Here is a 16,649-nt window from a genome sequence, read left to right as displayed (position 1 = left end):
AAGGCCCACCCCGAGGGGTGGGCCTTCCTGCAGGCCTGCGCTCAGCAGCGGTAGCCGAACATGCCCTGCGTGGCCCAGGGCTTGATGCTGACCGTGAACCCGACACAGTTGCCTCGAGCCACCCAGCCCTTGGCGATCGCGACGTGCCCGTAGGCCAGAACCCGGTACGGGACTGTCAGCGCGCCGAGGTTGATGTTTGGCACCTTGCCGTTCGAGAGAGCCACAGTCTCTGACTTGGTGAGGTACACGGTGCAGGTTCCACTCCCGCACCTGCTCGTTGCCGCTTCGGAGGGAGCCGCGAACATGAGCGCCCCTCCGAACAAGGCGACGATCATGGCGAGCGTGGCGATGAACTTGCTGATGAACGTCCCGAGGGTGCGCTGGCGACCGACGTCGCCGAATCCACGTTCCGCGTACGTTCCGGGAGGGTGGTGGATAGTGGTGCTGCTCATGAGAACTCCTTGGCCTGTGTTGAGAGCCACTGGTGTGGCTGAGAGAAATTGTTGCGCGGAGGCGCTTCCCGGCGCTCCGCACAGGGGCGCACACGAATGCGCGCCTGTGCGCGGCTGATTCTTGCCGGACGTCGGCTCGCCTGGGAAGCTTTAGTCGTGGATAAGGACACTTCCGTAACGCGAGCGGAGGACTTCATCGGCCTGCTCATGGCGGTGCACGAAGAGAAGCTCCGGAGCGCGTATGCAGCGGGTCGTCGGCCCATGCGCGGAATGGCGATTCAGAACGGGCTCGGCGTTCCGAGCGCCCGACTCATGGGCCTCGTTTGGCTGAGCGCAGAACTCGAGATCCCGTTTGAGCAGGGTCTGGCGTTGAGCACGAACGGCGCGGACCCCGGCTTCAGGAATAAGTTGAACCAGCGCGCGAAGACTCTCCAGCTCGTTTTTGGGGACGGTGCCTCATTCGCTTCCTCCTGGCTCCAGCACTTCGCCCGCGCGGAAGGCATGAACGAATTTGAAGCTCGGTACGTTCTGTCATTCCATGGCGAAGAGGGGTCCGGGAGTGAAGCGGACCTCCGTCCTGAGCTCATCGAAAAGAGTTTCCGCAAGCATTGTGAGAGTCGACGGGGTAGCTCAAGCAACTCGCGCGATATCGACGCCAAGCGTTTTCTGGCAGGGCTGAGGGTCACGAAACCCCCGACCTACTATCGACCGCATCTCGAGATGAGGATGCTGGCCCAGACCCTCACAGCAAGCGAGCTGAAAGAAGGATGGCAGAAGGACCTCGGGGTAACTTCGGGACTGTATAGCGACCTGGCCGGCGGAAGTGGCGAGCCGGTCCTTGACCAGCTTCAAGACCTGGAGCGCGGAGTGCTCCTCGGCGACCCGGGGTACGGCAAGAGCACCGCCCTAGGGGCGTTCGTCGTGCAGCGAACCGATGATGGGCACCCCTGCCTGACGGTCCGTCTCGACGAGCTTGGAGAGCTGGCCCAGGAGCGCGAGTTCGCGCGGACACGGACGCCGGAGGACGCAGCCGCACTCGTACTTGAAGTGGCGGAGCGGCGTCTGGCTGGAACGTGTTCTCCTCAGACCAAGAAAGCCATCCTTGGAATGCTGCTTCATGACCCGGAGTTCCTGCTTGCCTTCGATGGCCTTGACGAAATCTCGTCGCCCTCGCGACGCAACCAGGTCATACAGCTTCTCGGGGCGCTTGATGGTATTCGTGGACGGATTCTGGTCGCGTCGCGAATCACCGGTTACTCCCTGCCCTTGCCCTCGGCAACCGAACTGGTCGTCAATCCCTTGGATCCGGAAGCAGTTGATAAGTTCTTCGTGACTTGGTTCTGCCCTGACCTCAACGAAGTGACCGACGAAGATGCACTCGGCTTGGCCCGCGCTCGGGCCGCGCTGTCGTCCGGGTCGGGGCTGACGGATATCGCCAGCATTCCGTTGCTTGCCGGCTTCATCTGCTACGTAGCCTCGCACGAGGACGTCGCACTCACGAAAACCGGGCTCTACCAACAGTACCTTTCGCGCTTCCTGCGGCGAGAGTGGAAGGGAGCTGAGCAGCAACGTGATTCGCCCGGCGAGATCCTCTCGGTCATCGAGATTGCAACGCAGACAGCTGGAGTCATGTCCACCCAGCCGGGAGAAGACGGCACGCGAGAACCTCGCTGGGCGGATCACATGTCGCTATCCGAACTTGCGTTCGACCCTCGCTTGGGCCCTCGCATCGAGCCTGTCGCGCTCCTAGCGAGCGAAGAGGGCTTGCTGGTGCCGAATGACCTCCCCCGGGGTGAGGACCCGGTGTCCCAGGCCTACCGCTGGCTGCACAGGACACTGCACGAGCACCTCACCGGCCGATGGCTGGCGCAGAGGATCAGAACGGAGCAATCCTCGATAAAGCCATTTCTCAAAGCTGCAGTTCTACGTCCGGGCACTTGGGCTGTTGCTCTCGAGCATTGCGCCGGCTACCTCGGAAGCATGGGCGGCATCGAACTCCTTGTCGACGCGCTCCAGGAACTCGAGGACTCAGGCGACTCAAGAGCTCACGTATTTGGATCCGCGAAAGCGGCTTCGATCTCGGCCAGCGGCACACAATTTAGGCGGCTGGAAACCATCTCCGAGCTCTTCGCGAATCAGGAGTACTATACTGCGTTCTCGGTGGACCGATCTCTATCTACAGTGAAGGCGACTGAAGAACTCGAACAAATGTCCCCAGAGCACCGGACTCGTCTCGGTTACTCACTGGACAGCGCCAACCCTGCGGAGTACACGCTGGGGGAGTGCATACTCGCGCTCGACGGCGGTCGAGATAATGCCGTGCTCCTTCGCGAGCAGATTGACGCGCAGTCGAAAACGGATCTTCATGCTGCCCAGTCACGAAGCCTCCGAGCATTGGCGGACGGCCAGATCACGTGGATCTCCAGTGACATCTTTGTCGATGCGAGCGATGCGCTTGTGGACGTGATGATCGACAGCCTGGGACGGCACTGGAACTCGCCCTTGGCACGGGAGTTCTTCGACGCTCTGTGCGCAGTGGGCTCGACATATGCTCGCCTTCAATGCAAGAAGGTTCTCGAAGAAAGGGGAGGCGAGCCGCTCCTACTCGATTGGCTGGACGAGACCGTCAGATCTCTCGCGAAGAATCAAAGACCTGATGATCCCTCGCCCATGCATCTCATAAGCTCGCAAAAGTTGCCCCCGTTCGCTGCTAGCGCCGTCGGAACGTCTGCCTCCGCGAACAATCTCGACCTGCCGCCGGAAGACCAGCTCCTGAGCACGGTGCTCGCAGCTATCTGGCGCCGGTCTCTCGACAACGATGTCCCGCCTTACCCGCTTCCATACATAGCAATGGAGAACACTCGAGCAATTCTCGCTCAGACTCTTGAGAACGCCCGTGCCGGCGCAGTCACGGCCGAAAGCAGCGCGGCTTTCTGCCGTGCAGCGTGGCAGGCCATCCAAGCCGTCGACCTTGAGTCGCTTCCGATGCTGGTCCAGGCCTGGTCGCTCGAGGAGGACCTTGACACCGGCGCAGCTCCGCTTGTGAGTTCCTATGCGCTCGCCAGTAAGTTCCAGTTCTTCCCGCACGAGGAGGTCCTCACACTTCTCGCGAGGAGTACAGCCGAGCGTCACTTCGTGGCACTCAGCAACGTGCTACTGAACATGGGTGCTGAGGACGCAGAAGCGGCCATCATGTTCTACCTCGATAAGCTCTTCAGAGCACAGAGTGCCACTCCGAGATTGGAGGTGTACTCGAGCCTGGTCCCACCCGGACGCGCCCCTCAGTTGGCACGTAAAGTTCTCGATACGGTTGTCACCTCGAGCGCGTCGGTCGAGCTGCGTCTCAGTGCTCTGCAGAGAGCTGCGGAATGGCTGGTTCAAGACGACGCGCTACCGCTCTACTGGGACGAACTTCTGCAGGCCGAGCGCACGATCATCGAGTCCACGGACTCGGAAGCGGCGAATGGCGATTAGTCCGCGACTCTTCGACGGGCACCCCGGCCGGCCCCCAAAGCAAGCTCGGGATGCGCGGGGCCGGGCGTGCGACCCTTGCCGCATGCGCGCATCCACCTGGACTCCCCTCGCGATCTTCTACCTCGTGCTCGCCGTCGTCGGCGGGGCTGTGACGTGGACGTTCAACGTCATCGCAGGCATGGAGGGCAGCGCCTTCATCGGCGACTACTTCGGCAGCGGGCCGGCCGTCACGTCCATCGTCATCGACGTGCTCGTCGCCGCCACCGTCGGCGCGGTGTTCATCATCGTCGAGGGGCGCCGCCAGGGCATGCGGCGGCTGTGGGCCTACATCCTCTGCTTCGGCGTCGCCTTCGCGTTCGCCCTGCCGCTGTTCCTCGCGATGCGCGAGCGGCACCTGGCGGCGGGACGGGGACGCCCGCGGAGCTCGACAGAGCAAGCCGAATAGCGAATCAACCCGCCGCGCACTGCCCCGCAAGCCAGTCATGGGCCGCCGCGGGAGCATCCGCCGTCAGCACGGAGACGTCGGGCTGGATGGGCTCTGGCATGACTGCGCCGGTTCGGTCGGTGTAGCGAGAGGTAGTGAGCAGGATCTCCGACCCGTCGGCGAGCATGAAGCCGTCGACGCCCGTCGCAAGTCCGTTGCTCTTCTCCCCGAACGTCATCACGTTGCTCTGCCCGGTGAAGGCTGTGAGCACCATCTCCGCGGCCGACGCCGTGTAGAAGTCCTGCAGGACAGCGATCGGCTTGCCGGCGAAGACGCTCGTGTCGACGTCTACTTATGCGTCGAAGCGCAGCTCGTAACCGTCAGCTGAAGTCGCGCTCTCCGTGGTCACGGTGATGGTGCCGTGTGTGCCGTCGCGGTCCACGAATCCCGCTACGTCGTTTGTATCGAAGAGCGGCGAGACGGCCCCGAGCATCGGGAACGCGTTGCCACCCCAGTTGTCGCGCAGGTCAACAACGAAGCCGCACGTCTCCGCGTCCGCGAGCGCGACCAGCCCCTCGACACCGGCGCGCGCATACTCCTCGGCGAGCTGACCGTCGTGCCCGATCGCCGACACCGTGATCATGACCGTGCGGCCCTGCGTGGCTTCGACCGCGGGGGGATCGCTCGGCGCCTCCGCGTAGCTTGCCTCACGCTCTTCGGCGGTCAGGAACCTGGAGTGCCTGCCCCCGGCGTCACTGGTTGCCGCAGCGATGAGTTCGTTCGCTTCCTCGATCGTCTCCGCCGCCGCGCCCGCCTCGATGAGCGCGTTCCGCTGGGCCGACCAGTCACCGCCTGAGTAGAGGCCGTTCTCCTCCAGGATGCGTGCGGCCTCCTCGACAAGCGCGGCGGGGCTGACCGTCACGGTCGGGCTGGGCGTCGGCGTTGGTGCGGGCGTCGGACCCGGGCCGCACGCCGTCAGGCACAGCCAAACTCCTGCAGCAAGGGCCAGAGCAAGTTTCGCGCGCGATCGGCGGACGTTCCGTCTACCCAAAGCCGCTCCGCTCATGCGTCGAGCCTACGGTTCCGGACTCGCACGAACGGGGAACCCGCCATCGAGCGGCAGCGACAGATCTCCTCACCACCGCATCCGGTCAATTTAAGGGCGAAGTGGTTTGCGGCCTCATCGTGACGCCCGGAAAGACAGGCAACCGCTCGATGGTCAGGTCGCTGCGCCTCCAACTCGCCCTCAACTTGACTCGGGCCTCAGCGAGGCGGCAGGGAACTGCGCCGCCCCCGACCCCGTAGCTCAGCCGGATCGGGTCACTGGTCGATGGAGGCCATGTTCGCGTCGTCGTGCCTGGCGCCGGCCGCGGGCTCGAGTGCGTCGAGGCGGGCGATCTGCGACTCGGTGAGCACAATCGCGTCGGCGGCGGTGTTCTCTTCGACGCGGCTCACGCGGCGTGTGCCCGGGATGGGGGCGATGTCGTCGCCGCGGGTGAGGATCCAGGCGAGCGCAGTCTGGGCTGGCGTCGCGCCGATCTCCTTGCCGATCGCACGGACCTCGTCGACGATGCGCAGGTTGCGCTCGAAGTTCTCACCCGTGAACCGCGGGTTGGTCTTGCGCCAGTCGTCGTCCGCGAAGTCAGCGACCGAGCGGATCTGGCCGGTCAGGAGCCCGTGACCCAGCGGGGAGTATGGCACGAATCCGATGCCCAGTTCGCGCAGCAGCGGCAGGATCTCCGCCTCGACGTCGCGCGTCCATAGCGAGTACTCGGTCTGCAGCGCCGACACAGGATGCACGGCGTGCGCCCGGCGGATCGTCTCCGGCGATGCCTCGGACAGCCCGAAGTGCAGTACTTTGCCCTCGGCCACGAGCTCGGAGATGGCCCCCGCCGTGTCCTCGATGGGCGTGTTCCGGTCGACTCGGTGCTGGTAGTAGAGGTCGATGTGGTCGGTTCCGAGGCGGCGCAGCGACCCCTCGATGGCGGCGCGGATGTTCGCTGGGCTGCTGTTCGCGTTCCGCTCTCGATCGACGTGCGAGTAGAGGCCGAACGTCGTGGCGATCTTGACCTCGTCGCGGCGCCCCTTGATCGCCTCGCCGACGATTTCCTCGCTGAGGAAGGGGCCGTAGATCTCGGCCGTGTCGATGTGCGTCACGTCAAGGTCGAGCGCTCGGTTGATCGTCGCGATCGACTCGGAATGGTCGAGCGCGCCCTCGCTTGTGTAGGTGCCCGCCATGGTCATTGCGCCAAGTCCGATGCGGGAGACCTCGAGGCCTCCAAGAGTGATGTGCTTCATGGAAGTGAGTCAACCCACATCCGTCGACGACAGCGCGGCCCTGGTGTGAGGTGCACTGGCAGGGCCCCTCTGGGCAGCGAGCTGCGGCGTAGGGTCGCTGGCATGGACATCCATGACGACCTGAGCGCGTTCCTCACCTCTCGGCGAGCCAAGCTCACGCCGTCACAGGCGGGGCTGCCCGACTTCGGTGGTCGACGCCGCGTCCCTGGGCTGCGCCGCGAGGAAGTCGCCCTGCTCGCGGGGATGAGCGCCGAGTACTACAAGCGACTCGAGCGAGGCAACGCGGGCGGCGTCTCCGAGGCCGTGCTCGACGGAGTGAGCCGCGCCCTGCGCCTCGACGAGGCCGAGCATGCGCACCTGCACGAACTCGTGAGGACGGCCAACGAGGGCACGCACCCGCAGCGACAGCGCCGTACCAAGAAGCAGCAGCTCAGCGCAGCCATGCAGCAGACCATCGACGCCATGTCGACCGTGCCCGTGTTCATCCAGAACGGCAGACTCGACGCGATCGCGACCAACACGCTCGGTCGGGCGCTGTTCGCCCCGATGTTCGAGGATGCCCGCCCACCCGTCAACGCGGCCCGTTTCGTGTTCCTCGACAAGCGCTCGCAGAGCTTCTACCAAGACTGGGAAAGCAACACGAGGCAGATCGTCGCGATCCTCCGCACCGAGGCAGGACGCTCGCCCTACGACCGGGCGCTCAGCGACCTCGTCGGTGAGCTGTCTACCCGCAGCGACGTGTTCCGGAAGCTCTGGGGCTCGCACGACGTGCGCGAGCACCGCGATGGGCTGAAGAGCGTGCACCACCCCGTCGTCGGAGACCTCGACCTCAGCTACCAGAGCATGGACCTGTCTTCAGACCGGGGGCTGCTCATGCTGGTGTTCTCGGCGGAACCGGGGAGCGCATCCCACGAGCGCCTGCAGCTGCTGTCGAACTGGGCGGCGACGCATCCGGAGGCCGCGAGCGGTGCGAGGGCTGCGAGGGCTGGGCAGACCGGCTGAGAAACGCACCCTCCGGCGCGCACCCTACTCGCGTTCACGTGACTTCTCGGCGAACCGCCGCGCCTTCACTCGCTCCGGCAGGAACTTGTTCTTGAACGCGTTGCGGCGCGTGCGCCCCTTCCCGCCGACAACGCGGTCCCTGCCCGCGAAGAGCCCCGTTACCTTCTTCATACCCAGTTCGGGGAGTGATCCTTGGAGGGTGTTGGCCATCCCGGGCTCGGCATGACTCTCTGCCCCCTGTCGCTGTTCATGATCTGGGGGGTGTTGTCACCGAGTCCCGGTTTGGCGGCTTGTGATCGCTGATAGGGACAGGGCCCGGACGTGTTCCGAGTGTCGTTCGTAACGTGGATGTCGAGACTCGCCGCTTCTTGGTTCGGCCAACGCTGGAACCGAAATTTGAGAGGGGAAGGGCTGATGGAAACAAGCATCACCGGACACGACAGCGTCGACGTGTTCATCGGTGTCGATGTCGGCAAAGGCGAGCATCACGCGGTCGCGATCGACCGCACGGGGAAGAAACTCTTCGACAAAGCGCTGCCCAACGACGAGAGCAAACTCCGCGCGCTCATCGATGGGTTGAAGGACCACGGGACGCTACTGTTCGTCGTCGATCAGCCTGCCACGATCGGCGCGCTGCCGATTGCGGTCGCGCAAGCCGCGGGAGTCCTCGTCGGCTACCTGCCGGGGCTCGCGATGCGCCGCATCGCGGACCTCCACGCGGGCGAAGCGAAAACCGACGCGAGAGACGCGGCCATCATCGCGGAAGCCGCCCGGACCCTCCCGCACGCCCTCCGATCGATCCAGCTCGCGGACGAGCAGGTCGCGGAACTCTCGATGCTCTGCGGCTTCGATGACGACCTCGCGGGACAAGTCACCGCGACGAGCAACCGCATCCGCGGCCTGCTCACGCAGATTCACCCCGCGCTCGAACGAGTCCTTGGCCCGCACCTCGATCACAAGGCCGTCGTTGATCTCCTCCAGCGTCACCCCGCGCCCGCGGATCTCGCGAAGCTCGGCCCGACACGGCTAGCCAACCGACTCGTAAAGCTCGCTCCCCGCATGGGCAAACGCCTCGCGGCCGAGATCATGCAGGCGCTCTCCGAGCAGACGGTCGTGGTCGTCGGCACGAACGCTGCCAGCCTCGTCCTGCCGCGCCTCGCGAAACAACTCGAAGACCTCCGCACCCAACGGGCCGAGATCGCGGTCGAGGTTGAACGGCTCGTCGATGCGCACCCTCTTCACCCGGTCTTGACGAGCATGCCAGGAGTCGGCGTCAGGACCGCAGCGAGACTCCTCACCGAAGTCGCCGGGAAACAGTTCGCGACCGCAGGTCACCTCGCGTCCTACGCCGGACTCGCGCCCGTCACGCGACGCTCCGGCTCTTCCATCCGGGGCGAGCACGCCTCCCGACGCGGGAACAAGATCCTGAAACGGACTCTGTTCCTCTCCGCGTTCGCGGCACTGAAAGACCCCGTCTCGCGCACCTACTACGACCGGAAACGCGCGCAAGGCAAACGCCACAACCAAGCCCTCATCGCACTCGCCAGACGACGCTGCGACGTCCTCTACGCAATGCTCCGAGACGGCACCATCTACCAAACCCCGACACCCCAAAACCCTTGACAAAACCATAGGGACACCCCCCAAGGCCGAGCTGCGCGACAAGGCGCGGGTTCGCCTTGCGCGAGTTGTCGCCGAACCCGGTCTTCTGCATCCCCGCCCGGTCGTGGAACTCGGTCGAGGTGCCCTAGCCCTAGCCCGAGCCCGAGTGAGAAACTCTTCCCCCCGAACTCCCCCGCCGGTACGCCCCCGGAGTCGTCCCCGTCTCGGCGCGGAACTGCCGGTTGAAGTTCGAGAGGTTCTGGAAGCCAGACGAGTAGCAGATGTCGGCGATCGGCAGCGTCGTCTCCTCGAGGAGCGCGCAGGCCCTTATGACGCGCAGCCGCCTGACGGTCTCCGCGAACCCCCGGCCGGCAGTGCGCCGGAAGAAGCGCGAGAGCGCGGACGGCGCCATGCCGACGTGCGCGGCGGCGGCGCCGAGTCGCACCTCGCCGTCAAGGTGCTCTGTGATGTAGCGGATGGCCGCGTCGACTTTGAGGTGCGCGGTCATGTCAGCTTCCGGCAGCGTCGCACCACTCGATAAGAGCCTCCGCTCCCCCGCTGGACCTGCAGCGAGGGTCTCGAACAGCGAGAATAGGTGCGCGAGGCGAGCAGAGCCGCGCGTGACACCGACCGCCTCGAGGTGCATGGCCGCGGCTGACGCCGTCGCGCCGAAGAATTCGATGCCGCGTGCAGCATCCCGGAAGAGCGCCACGACCTCACGTGCTTCTGGGGCGACGTGCGCGAGCCCCTGCATGCGCTCTGGATGAATCTGCAGCACCACGTCGCGGCCCGGCAGCTGCTGTCCCTCCGCCAGCTCGGAGATCCAGTTGTGCGGGAGGTCAGACCCGACGAGCACGAGGTGGCCGGCCTCGAAGCGACCGATGTGGTCGCCCACGAAGCCAAGACCGGTGCCGGCCCTGATGAGGTGCACCTCGATCTCGGGGTGCGAATGCCACCGAGCGAGCGGATGCGGGTAGTCGTGCTCGTGCCAGCGGAACATGCTCCCGGGGTCCGGCACGACGACCTCTGGCACTGGGCCTCGGCCCCGAAGTGGGGACGAGGCGGCATCGAACTCCTCGACTACGACGGTCATGACTGCTCCCTCTGCATCGACGCCCCTCGAGTGTGATGTCAAGAAAGTATCACTCCGTCGCTCCAGCGCCGCTAGAACAGGCGGCGACACCGTCGCAGAATCATTGACAGCACACACCGGCCAGGTCCCCCACCGACGGGGCACCAGCCACTCACAAAGAGGTGAATCCATGTTCAAAGGCCTGTCACGATCACTGGTCATCGGCTACGTCGCCATCGCGCTCTTCATGACTGGCGACGGTTTCGAATTGACGTTTCTTGCGAAGTACCTCGTCGACCTCGGCTACGCTCCGATCGACTCGGCGCTCGTGTTCAGCGTCTACGGCTTCGTCGCGGCGATCGCCGCGTGGAGCTCCGGCGTCGTCGCCGAACTGTTCGGGGCGAAGCGGGTCATGCTGTTCGGCGGTGGGCTCTGGCTCGCCCTGCAGCTCGTCTTCCTGGGCTTCGCGCTCGATTCGGGCAGCCTGCCCCTCATCCTGATCATCTACGGGGCGCGCGCCGCCGCGTATCCGCTCTTCATCTACTCCTTTGTCGTGCTCATCGCGCAGACGGTTGACCGGGCACGCCTCGCGACCGCGATGGGCTGGTACTGGGCGGCGTACTCGCTCGGCATCGGCGTGCTCGGCACGTACCTTCCGAGCTGGCTCATCCCACTCGTCGGGGAGCGCGCGACCCTGTGGCTCGCCCTGCCCTGGGTGGCCGCCGGCATCATCTGCTGCTTCTGGGTCGCCGCGAAGCAGCAGGCACCCGCGCCGCTCGCCGACGAGCCGAACATCAACGCGAGCACGAAGTGGCGCGAACTGGCCCGCGGCGCGACGATCCTCGGCGAGAACCGGCAGATCCTCCTCATCGCCATCGTGCGGGTCATCTGCAACCTCACGCTCTTCGGGTTCCCCGTCATCATGCCGCTCTACCTGACCTCGTCCACGTACGACGGCGTGCAGGTGTTCGAGCTGACCCAATGGATGCAGCTGTGGGGCCTCATGTTCGCCGTCACGATCGTCACGAACATCGTGTGGGGGCGCATCGGCGACCGGTTCGGGTGGATGCGGCAGATGCGCTGGTACGGCTGCATCGGCACCGCAGGAGCGACACTCGCGTTCTACTACCTGCCGCAGTGGTTCGGCGCGAACCTGCTGCTCATGTCGGTCGCAGCCATTCTGCTTGGCATCACCGTCTCCTCGTTCGTGCCCATGGGAGCCGTCTTCCCTGCCCTCGCACCTGGCCACACAGGCGCGGCGATCTCGGCGCACAACCTCGCGGCCGGCGGATCGACGTTCCTGGGCCCGGCGATCGCGGCCGTCGTCCTCCCATTCGGCGGCGTGGCCGGCGTCTGCTGGACCTACGCCGGCCTGTACGTGGTCGGCGCCGTACTGACCCTCTTCATCCACCCGCCGCAGCCGGGGTTCAACGGCGTTCCCGCCGAGGACGAGACCTCGCTCCCCGCCAACAAAACGATCGCCGCCGCTGCCGAGCGCAGCCCCGCGATCAGCCCAGCCATCAGTCCCGCCTAGACGCATAGTCGCGCCTCGCATCCCATTCACCCGACCCAAGGAGGACCACCATGACCACTGAATTCACCACGACCGTCAGCCAAGAAGCGAGCGCCTCGACCAGCATGCTGGGTGCCGTCGTCGAGCCCCTCTTAGGTGTCACCCTCGAACGCCGCGAGATCCCGACCCCTGCACCGGGCCAGGCGCTCGTGCGCAGCACGCTGATCGGCATCTGTGGCTCCGACACGCATGCGCTCGCCGGACACCACCCGTTCCTCGCCTCCACATATCTGCCCGGCCACGAAGCAACCGGAGTTATCGAGGCGCTCGGCGAAGGCGCCGAAGGGCTGGCTCTCGGTCAGCGAGTGATCCTGAAGCCCAACGTGAGCTGCGGCACGTGCCTGAACTGCCTCGCGGATCGCTCCAACGCGTGTGAGACGCTTTCTTGGATCGGCTGCGACCCGTCCCTGCGGTGGGCGGGCGCGATGGCAGAGTACTTCGTGGCGCCAGTTGGCAACCTCTACCCGGTGCCGGACGGTGTCGACGACGCGACGGCCGCGCTCGTCGAGTGCCTCGCGACACCGGTGCACGCCGCCCGCATTGCCGGCGACCTCACCGGTGCCCGCGTCGTGATCCTCGGAGCTGGCACGATAGGCCTGCTCTGCGTCGTCGCTGCGCTCGACGCGGGCGTGACGAACATCGTCGTGACCGACCTCGACCGCGGCAAGCTCGAGCGGGCGCAGCGCGTCGGTGCCCACCACGCAGTCCTCGCCTCCGATACCGACGCCGACGAGCAGGTCGCGTCGGCACTCGGCACCCGCGCCGACGTCGTGCTCGACTGCGTCGCGTCAGAACGATCCTTCGCGCAGGCAATCTCGCTCCTGCGGCGCGCGGGCACCCTCGTCGTCGTGGGCGTCCCTGCGCGCGATGCCGTGCTCCCGATGCCGATCATCCAGGACTTCGAGATCCGCGTGCAGGGCTCCGCCGCATACACGGAGGCCGACATGGAGACTGCCCTCGAGATCGCACGCCGCGGCGGTCTGCCCACAGGTGAGGTCGTTTCGCAGACGTTCGAGCTGAGCCGGGCGGCAGATGCGTTCGCCGCGGCAACCGCGGACAGCTCAGGCAAGGTTCTGATCACGCCATAGGCGTCGCTCGCACACCACAAGCAGCACAAGATCACGCACGCAAGGCAGGAGAGTCAAGATGAGCAGCATCGAGCGGGGAGAGACCCGAATCACGGTCATCGGAGAATCGCTCGTCGATGTCGTCGTGGACGAGCGCGGCCATCAGACGAGGAGGCCGGGCGGCTCGCCAATGAACGTGGCGGTCGGACTCGGCCGGCTCGGGCACGCGGTCCAGCTGCGCCCCTCCTACGGCGACGATGCCGACGGTGCCCTCCTCCAGGAGCACCTCGACGGCTCGCGGGTACGCGTCGACAGAGCGCGCGCGGGCAGTACCTCCACAGCTCTGGCGCGCATCGCCCCCGACGGGTCGGCGAGCTACGAGTTCGCTGTCGCCTGGGATCTGCCAGCTTCTCCCCTGCCCGTCACCTCACGCATCCTGCACGCCGGCTCCATCGCCGCCGCCCTCGAACCGGGCAGACGGGCGGTCGTCGCAGCTATGCGCGGCGGCCGGGAACACGGAATCGTCACCTTCGACCCGAACGTGCGCCCCGCGTTCATGGGGCCCCGGGAAGAGCAACGCGCCTCCACCGAACTGACTCGCCCCGGTGTGTCCGGAGAGCTGTTTGCTGGTGTCAGCCGGCTCTTTCAACCGGTTCGTTGCGAGCGTAGTCGAGTTGCTCGACCTCGAGGGGTGTGAGGTCGTCGATGGAGCCGTGGGTGCGTTCGGTGGTGAACCAGAGCACCCAGGATGCGGTCGCCGCCTCGACCTGATCGACGTCACGCCAGGGACCTTCGTGGTGGATGAGTTCGGACTTGTAGAGCCCGATCTGCGATTCCGCGAGAGAGTTGTCGTAGGCGTCGCCGACGGATCCGACGGACGGGTCGATGCCTTCGTCGACGAGCCGGTCGGTGAAGGCGATTGACGTGTAGACGCTGCCCGCGTCGGTGTGATGCGTGAGCCCCGCGAACCCGGTGATGCCTTCGCGGCGGCGGGTGAAGAGAGCCATGTCGAGGCAGTCGAGCACGAGCGGTGTGGTCATGCTCGTCGCGGCGCGCCAGCCGATGATGCGGCGGGAGTGCGCGTCGAAGACGAACGCGACGTAGACCCATCCAGACCACGTCCACACGTATGTGAAGTCCGCGACCCAGAGCTGGTTCGTGCGGAACCGGGCGAAGTATCGGTCGACGAGGTCCGCGGGGCGGGTCTCGCGCGGATCCGTGTCGACGGGACGCTTCCGCTTCCCGCGGAGCACGCCGGCGATCCCAAGCTCACGCATGAGGCGCTCGAGCGTGCAGCGCGCGATGTCGTGACCGTCACGGCGGAGCCGCAACCAGAGCTTTCGGGCCCCGAGCACCTTGCGGTGCGCCTGCCACGCCGCCAGGATGATCGGCTTCCACCGCTCATCCGACACGGCCTGGGATGACGGTCCGCGCCCGCGGGCGTCGTAGTAGGTCGATGGGGCGATCTTCACGCCGTGCTGGGTGAGCACAGCGCAGATCGACTCGACACCCCATCGGAGCCCGCCCTCGGTGCGGTCCTTGTGTTCGTCGATGAAGGCGACTATCGCTTGTGTGGCCGGTCGAGTTCGGCCGCGAAGAAAGCTGAAGCCGCCTTCAAGATCTCGTTCGCCCGCCGCAGCTCGGCGTTCTCCCGCTTCAGGCGCTTGATCTCCACCGCCGCGTCAGTCGTCACACCGGGCCGGTCTCCCGCGTCGACCTGCTCCCGACGGATCCAGGTGCGAATCGTTTCCGGCGACCCGATGCCGAGCATCTGCGCGACCGCGGTCATCGCCTGATACTCGCTCGGATAATCGGCCCGCACCTCGACGACCATACGGACAGCGCGCTCACGAAGCTCGCGCGGATACTTACTGGGACGTCCCATAAGACAGATCCTTCCAAGGAATCCTGTCTCCGGACACACCGGGGCGAGTCAGAGCGTCGTGGGCGCTCATCCAGGTGCTGTTCACCCTTCGGTACGCTGGCGTGTACTACAGGTCGGGCGGAACGGGTGTTGACTTCAATCAGCCGGAGCCACCCGAGTACAGAGATTTCGCGTACCTCGCACTCACCATCGGGATGACCTATCAGGTCTCGGATACGAACCTCACCAGTACGTGTATCCGACGCGAAGCCCTCCGGCACGCCTTGCTTTCATTCATCCTGGGGGTGACCGTGCTGGCCGCGATGGTCAATCTGGTCTCCGCGCTGGCGCAGTAGCGAGTTCGGGCCACGACAACGACGTCGCCACAGCCGCGTTTCGGCGGAGGAAGGAGAGGCAGTGCTCACTCGCTCGTGTCTGCTCGCCGCTCACAAAGCGCCCGCGCTGTGCTTAGATGACGCCTATGACCACCCCCGCTGCACCCACCCCGGGTGCCCACGCCCACGAGCCACACGATGCTTCCATTCACGGCAGGCTCAACTGGCTCCGAGCCGGGGTGCTCGGCGCCAATGATGGCATCGTCTCCGTCGCTGCGCTCGTCGTCGGTGTGGCGGGAGCCACGACAGCGATTCCGGCCATCCTCACCGCGGGCACGGCTGGGCTCGTCGGCGGTGCCATCTCCATGGCGCTCGGCGAGTACGTCTCCGTGAGCAGCCAGAGCGACAGCCAGAAGGCCCTGATCGCGAAGGAGCGCCGCGAGCTCGCGGAGGAACCGGAAGCAGAGCTCATCGAGCTTGCAGGCCTCTACGAGGCCAAGGGCCTCAGCCCCGACACCGCACGCCAGGTGGCCGTCGAACTCACCGCCAAGGACGCTCTCACGGCTCACCTTGAGACGGAGCTCGGCCTCAGTGAAGAAGCGGTGGCCAGCCCGCTCGCAGCCGCCGGAGCGTCCGCACTCGCGTTCACGATCGGTGCGCTCCTCCCACTCCTCTCGATTCTGCTGCTCCCCGAGAGCATCCGGATCCAAGCCACCTTCGCGGTCGTGCTGTTCGCGCTGGCGGCGACCGGCTACCTCGGCGCCCGCATCGGCGGGAGCCCAGCCCTGCGGCCGACCATCCGCGTTGTCGCCGGAGGCGCCGTGGCGCTCGGGGCGACGTTCCTCATCGGCTCTCTGCTCGGAACTTCCGGCGTGGTCTGATGGCCCGGATCCTCGTTGTCGAAGACGACCCGACGATGGGGGCGCTGCTCGATCGCGGTCTCAGCGAGGAGGGGCATGACGTCACGTTGGTCGGAAACGGGGTGGATGCGCTCATCGCGTTCTCGAGCGGCCCGCTCGACGTCGCAGTGGTCGACGTGATGCTCCCCGAGATGAGTGGCTTCGAGGTGTGCAGGCGCATCCGCGAGTCAGGGAGCCAGCTGCCCGTGATCGTCATCACGGCCAGGGATAGCGTCGATGATCGCATCTTCGGGCTCGACGCGGGTGCCGACGACTACGTCACGAAGCCGTTCCATTTCGGGGAGCTCAGCGCCCGCATCCGGGCACAGCTCCGCCGTCAATCGGGCGCTCCGCAACCGGTGCTCGAAGTCGGCGCCCTCAGGCTCGATTCGCTCGCCGCCCGCGCGAGCGTGCACGGACGGCCGTTCCCCCTGAGCATGAAGGGGTTCGCGCTGCTGCGTCACCTCGCAGCGCACCCGGGGGAGGTATGTTCTCGAGCGAACATCCTCGACGAAGTATGGGGATCCGTCGAGCACTTCGAGCCGACCATCGTCGACCAGTACGTGAGCTACCTGCGCAAGAAGCTC

General features: G+C 65.9%; 16 protein-coding genes and 1 pseudogene. 10 read left to right on the top strand and 7 right to left on the bottom strand.

Annotated elements, in window-relative coordinates:
- Positions 1-41: 41 nt before the first annotated feature.
- A complete protein-coding gene (locus tag FHX72_RS09855) occupies positions 42-452 on the bottom strand; it encodes a hypothetical protein (protein WP_183624738.1) in 411 nt (136 codons plus the stop codon).
- 156 nt (positions 453-608) lie between these two features.
- Here FHX72_RS09855 and FHX72_RS09850 point away from each other — a divergent pair, with 156 nt between their 5' ends.
- Both FHX72_RS09850 and FHX72_RS09845 read left to right on the top strand, forming a co-directional pair.
- Positions 609-3,926, top strand: coding sequence for an NACHT domain-containing protein (locus tag FHX72_RS09850; protein ID WP_183624736.1), 3,318 nt, complete (start codon positions 609-611; stop codon positions 3,924-3,926).
- Positions 3,927-4,008: 82 nt separating this feature from the next.
- On the top strand, positions 4,009-4,371 hold the full coding sequence (locus tag FHX72_RS09845) for a DUF2834 domain-containing protein (protein WP_068482060.1): 363 nt from the start codon (positions 4,009-4,011) through the stop codon (positions 4,369-4,371).
- 4 nt (positions 4,372-4,375) lie between these two features.
- Here the strand turns inward: FHX72_RS09845 and FHX72_RS09840 are convergent, their stop codons facing one another.
- The 3 genes from FHX72_RS09840 to FHX72_RS09830 form a co-directional block, all read right to left on the bottom strand.
- Entirely contained in the window at positions 4,376-4,666 is a 291-nt protein-coding gene (locus tag FHX72_RS09840) for a S41 family peptidase (RefSeq protein ID WP_183625390.1), read from the bottom strand.
- A gap of 36 nt (positions 4,667-4,702) precedes the next feature.
- Positions 4,703-5,272, bottom strand: coding sequence for a S41 family peptidase (locus tag FHX72_RS09835; RefSeq protein WP_183624734.1), 570 nt, complete (start codon positions 5,270-5,272; stop codon positions 4,703-4,705).
- A 398-nt stretch (positions 5,273-5,670) separates the two neighbouring features.
- The gene (locus tag FHX72_RS09830) at positions 5,671-6,648 is read right to left on the bottom strand and encodes an aldo/keto reductase (protein ID WP_183624732.1); all 978 of its coding nucleotides are present in this window, start codon (positions 6,646-6,648) and stop codon (positions 5,671-5,673) included.
- Between the two features lie 102 nt (positions 6,649-6,750).
- Here FHX72_RS09830 and FHX72_RS09825 point away from each other — a divergent pair, with 102 nt between their 5' ends.
- Positions 6,751-7,650: a helix-turn-helix transcriptional regulator gene (locus tag FHX72_RS09825; RefSeq protein ID WP_183624730.1), complete on the top strand. Its 900-nt coding sequence runs from the start codon at positions 6,751-6,753 to the stop codon at positions 7,648-7,650.
- Between the two features lie 24 nt (positions 7,651-7,674).
- Here the strand turns inward: FHX72_RS09825 and FHX72_RS09820 are convergent, their stop codons facing one another.
- A complete protein-coding gene (locus FHX72_RS09820; RefSeq protein WP_183624729.1) occupies positions 7,675-7,821 on the bottom strand; it encodes a hypothetical protein in 147 nt (48 codons plus the stop codon).
- Between the two features lie 243 nt (positions 7,822-8,064).
- Here FHX72_RS09820 and FHX72_RS09815 point away from each other — a divergent pair, with 243 nt between their 5' ends.
- On the top strand, positions 8,065-9,273 hold the full coding sequence (locus FHX72_RS09815) for an IS110 family RNA-guided transposase (protein WP_068483986.1): 1,209 nt from the start codon (positions 8,065-8,067) through the stop codon (positions 9,271-9,273).
- A 130-nt stretch (positions 9,274-9,403) separates the two neighbouring features.
- Here FHX72_RS09815 and FHX72_RS09810 read toward each other — a convergent pair whose 3' ends face one another.
- Positions 9,404-10,345 carry a helix-turn-helix domain-containing protein gene (locus tag FHX72_RS09810; protein ID WP_183624728.1) on the bottom strand — a complete coding sequence of 314 codons (942 nt, stop codon included), beginning with the start codon at positions 10,343-10,345 and terminating at the stop codon, positions 9,404-9,406.
- A 169-nt stretch (positions 10,346-10,514) separates the two neighbouring features.
- Here FHX72_RS09810 and FHX72_RS09805 point away from each other — a divergent pair, with 169 nt between their 5' ends.
- From FHX72_RS09805 to FHX72_RS09795, 3 genes are read left to right on the top strand one after another with little or no spacing between them, the layout of a single operon-like run.
- Positions 10,515-11,858 (top strand): MFS transporter, encoded by a 1,344-nt coding sequence (locus tag FHX72_RS09805; RefSeq protein WP_183624727.1) that lies wholly within the window; start codon positions 10,515-10,517, stop codon positions 11,856-11,858.
- A 50-nt stretch (positions 11,859-11,908) separates the two neighbouring features.
- A complete protein-coding gene (locus FHX72_RS09800) occupies positions 11,909-12,985 on the top strand; it encodes a zinc-dependent alcohol dehydrogenase (RefSeq protein ID WP_183624726.1) in 1,077 nt (358 codons plus the stop codon).
- 58 nt (positions 12,986-13,043) lie between these two features.
- On the top strand, positions 13,044-13,661 hold the full coding sequence (locus FHX72_RS09795; protein WP_183624725.1) for a PfkB family carbohydrate kinase: 618 nt from the start codon (positions 13,044-13,046) through the stop codon (positions 13,659-13,661).
- On the opposite strand, the gene FHX72_RS09790 is transcribed toward FHX72_RS09795, so the two are convergent.
- Positions 13,597-14,849, bottom strand: a protein-coding gene (locus tag FHX72_RS09790; RefSeq protein ID WP_183624723.1) for an IS3 family transposase whose coding sequence is annotated in 2 segments (ribosomal slippage) — positions 13,597-14,567 and positions 14,567-14,849 — 1,254 coding nt in all. Because the reading frame shifts where the segments join, the coding sequence is not laid out codon by codon here. The two genes, FHX72_RS09795 and FHX72_RS09790, sit on opposite strands and share 65 nt — an antisense overlap.
- A 20-nt stretch (positions 14,850-14,869) precedes the next feature.
- On the opposite strand from FHX72_RS09790, the gene FHX72_RS09785 reads away from it, so the two are divergent.
- The 3 genes and pseudogenes from FHX72_RS09785 to FHX72_RS09775 form a co-directional block, all read left to right on the top strand.
- Positions 14,870-15,184, top strand: coding sequence for a DUF1345 domain-containing protein (locus tag FHX72_RS09785; RefSeq protein ID WP_183625388.1), 315 nt, complete (start codon positions 14,870-14,872; stop codon positions 15,182-15,184).
- Positions 15,185-15,300: 116 nt separating this feature from the next.
- Complete coding sequence (locus tag FHX72_RS09780) at positions 15,301-16,044, top strand: VIT1/CCC1 transporter family protein (protein ID WP_420892899.1); 744 nt, start codon at positions 15,301-15,303, stop codon at positions 16,042-16,044.
- Positions 16,044-16,613 (top strand): annotated as a pseudogene (locus FHX72_RS09775) (response regulator transcription factor); the annotation flags it as partial. The gene FHX72_RS09780 and the pseudogene FHX72_RS09775, both read left to right, overlap by 1 nt.
- Between the last annotated feature and the right edge of the window lie 36 nt (positions 16,614-16,649).

This window comes from Pseudoclavibacter helvolus (assembly GCF_014191305.1).
Taxonomy (GTDB): Bacteria; Actinomycetota; Actinomycetes; order Actinomycetales; family Microbacteriaceae; genus Pseudoclavibacter; species Pseudoclavibacter helvolus.
This window is presented reverse-complemented; position numbering and strand designations above follow the sequence as displayed.